This window comes from Holdemanella sp. DFI.5.55, assembly GCF_020593575.1.
Lineage (GTDB): Bacteria > Bacillota_I > Bacilli_A > Erysipelotrichales > Erysipelotrichaceae > Holdemanella > Holdemanella hominis.
In genome coordinates this window covers 1-2746 of record NZ_JAJDMK010000132.1, presented here as the reverse complement: position 1 = coordinate 2746, position 2746 = coordinate 1, and the positions used below count along the sequence as shown (strand labels likewise).

At 31.1% G+C, this 2746-nt stretch carries 2 protein-coding genes; both read left to right on the top strand.

Annotated elements, in window-relative coordinates:
* Window positions 1–107: 107 nt before the first annotated feature.
* Window positions 108–1580, top strand: coding sequence for a TIGR02677 family protein (locus tag LJE08_RS13265; RefSeq protein WP_227403482.1), 1473 nt, complete (start codon window positions 108–110; stop codon window positions 1578–1580).
* Window positions 1581–1585: 5 nt separating this feature from the next.
* The gene (locus tag LJE08_RS13260; RefSeq protein WP_227403481.1) at window positions 1586–2704 is read left to right on the top strand and encodes a TIGR02678 family protein; all 1119 of its coding nucleotides are present in this window, start codon (window positions 1586–1588) and stop codon (window positions 2702–2704) included.
* Window positions 2705–2746: the final 42 nt, after the last annotated feature.

The window sequence follows — 2746 nt, the reverse complement described above, 5'->3', positions numbered from 1 at the left end:
AAAAATGAAGCCCTTTGCGAGCTGGCAGTAAAGTTTTATAGCCGCAGAGAAAACCGCGCTTTTTAAACGCGGTTTTTATTTGTATAAAAGTGTAGTAAAATTTAAATATGAAAATCAATGAAAAACTAACAAAACCAATTACGGAAGTCAATTATTTACGAGCTGAAAATGTGGATCGATATCGCGTTATTATTCGATATTTTTATGAGCAATATGAGAAAATTCAATATTGGCTATATAAAGAAGATGTATTTGAAGCTATGATTCAAACAGGACTTTTTCCAAATTATACGCTAGATCAATGCCAATCAGATTTATCTTCATTAACGGAGTGGAAAAATTTGATTGCGATTCAAGATACATCTAAGGTAACGTCAATTGAGGAGTTTAAAAACAGAAAATATCGTTATCAATTATCTGAGTATACGATTGAAATAGAACGAATGACTTTAAAGCTAGAAAATTTACAAGTTGAAGGAGCATCTCTTGAGCCAACTTTACTTGAAAGAATTCAATATCAAATTATGTGTATTGAAACTTTACAAGATGCGAGTATGGAAGAAATTCATACGTGGTGGAAAGATTTAAATGCAAATTTTATTCGTTTAAACCAAAATTATCAAGATTATATTCGAACTTTAAATAGTGCAAAAGCAGAGGAAATGATGAAAACAGAGTCATTCTTATTATTTAAAGAAAAGATCATTTCTTATTTAAGAAACTTTGTCAAAGGCTTACAAGAACACGCAATGATCTTAGAGGATTATATTCAAAATATACCATTTGAAACCATTGTTATTTTGATTGAAAAAGCCGTGAATTATGAAATGTCTATTCCAAGAATGGATGATAAGATCCAAAAACAAGACATATATGACAATTTTATGGCGAGATGGGACAGCATATACAGTTGGTTTGTGGGAAAAAATGGAATTAGCGAAGTAAATCGCATGTCCGATATAACGAATGAAATCATCCGTAAAATCACGCGTTATGCCCAACAAATTGGAGAATTACAGAATCAAGGTGCCAATCGAGCCGAAGAATACAAACATATTTCAGATTTATTTGGTAAATGCCAAGATTTAAACCAAGCCCATAAAATGAGTGCCTTGTTTTTTGGTGTGGATAAACCACTGCATATGCAAGCTATTCATAATCGGAATACAGATTCTATTGATAGTGGTGTATATGAAGAAGAAATAACATATTACGCATTAGAACCTAGAACTCGAGTAGCTACAGTAAAGACAAAGAGACAACCGGCTCAAGATTATAATTTAGAAAAAGAGCAACAACGATTAGAAATATTAGAACATAAACAAGCGCAAAACGAAAAATTAAAGAATTATATTCAAGATGGAGTGGTTGACTTTGAAAAAATAGATATATTAGATGGTGAATCTAGAAAAATATTATTATCATGGTTATCTGAAGGATTGAATGATGTTAGTAAGACTGCAAAAACAGATGATGGCCGCGATTTTTATATTGATGATTCTAATTTAAAAACAATAGAAGTTAAATGCGAAGACGGAATCTTTGTGATGCCTAGTTATCGTATTTGTTTTAAGAGGTAGCCGACATGGATGCATTACAAGAATTATTAAAACGTAAATGGATTCTACGAAAGGAAGATCCAGAACTATATAACAGAGTCAGAGATTCGGTAAAAGAAATCCGTAAATTTGTACAAGAAAAGTTTGGCTATATGATTATTCTTACGCCGTATCTAATTAAATTAGAAAAAATACCAGGATATGTTGAAGAATGGATGGGAATCCAAGAATTTCAATCCGTTCAAGAATATCAGATGTTTTGTTTTGTATTGTTGTTTTTGGAATCAAAAGAACGCGAAGAACAATTTGTATTATCTTCATTAACAGAATATATTCAAATGCAATTTCAAGAAGGAGTGATTGATTGGACACACTTTAATACACGAAGACAATTAGTACGTGTATTAAAATATTGTCTATCTATCCACATAATTGAACTTGATGATGGTAGTGAAGAAGGCTTTATTAAGAACAAGGATACCGAAGCTTTATATGAAAACACAGGATATTCTCGATATGTAATCCGTAATTTTGCCCATGATATAATGGACATTCATTCATTGGAAGATATAAAAAAATCAGAGTGGTTTTCTATGGAAGAAGATCGAGGCGTCGTAAGAAGACAAAGAGTGTATAGACGATTGTTGTTGTCACCAGGCATCTATAGAACAGATAAAAATGATGAGGATTTTGTGTATGTTCGACATTATTATCGTCAAATTGAAAAAGATTTTCAAAGTATTATGCCATGCGATCTACATTTACATGCATCAAGTAGCTATATTGTCCTGGATGAAGATTGTAATGTAGGAACAATTTTTCCAAGTCGAAATACAATTTCAGATTTAGTTTTAGTTTGTATGCAGCAAATTACTAAAAAAATAAAGAATGGAATGTTAAAAGTAAATGAAGAAGAAATCACCTATATAGAAAAGGAACTTTTATTAAAATGGATGCGCAAATGGATCAAAAATAATATAGCGTTTCTTCCTAAAAAATATCAAGATATGGGTGAATCTTTAGTGAGTGAAAACGTGTTAGATACAATGAAAAATTATGGATTTGTAGATGAAGAAGAAAATAGAATTAAAATCAATCCAATTTGTGGAAAAATTGGTGGTGGATTTGATGTTGAGATAATATGAAGTGACCTCCTATTGTCAATACGTGGATTACGACTCATAATT

Bases quoted from the DNA above. Each gene is read 5' to 3' on its own strand.
- LJE08_RS13265 (WP_227403482.1), top strand. From the start codon at position 108: ATGAAAATCAATGAAAAACTAACAAAACCAATTACGGAAGTCAATTAT.
- LJE08_RS13260 (WP_227403481.1), top strand. From the start codon at position 1,586: ATGGATGCATTACAAGAATTATTAAAACGTAAATGGATTCTACGAAAG.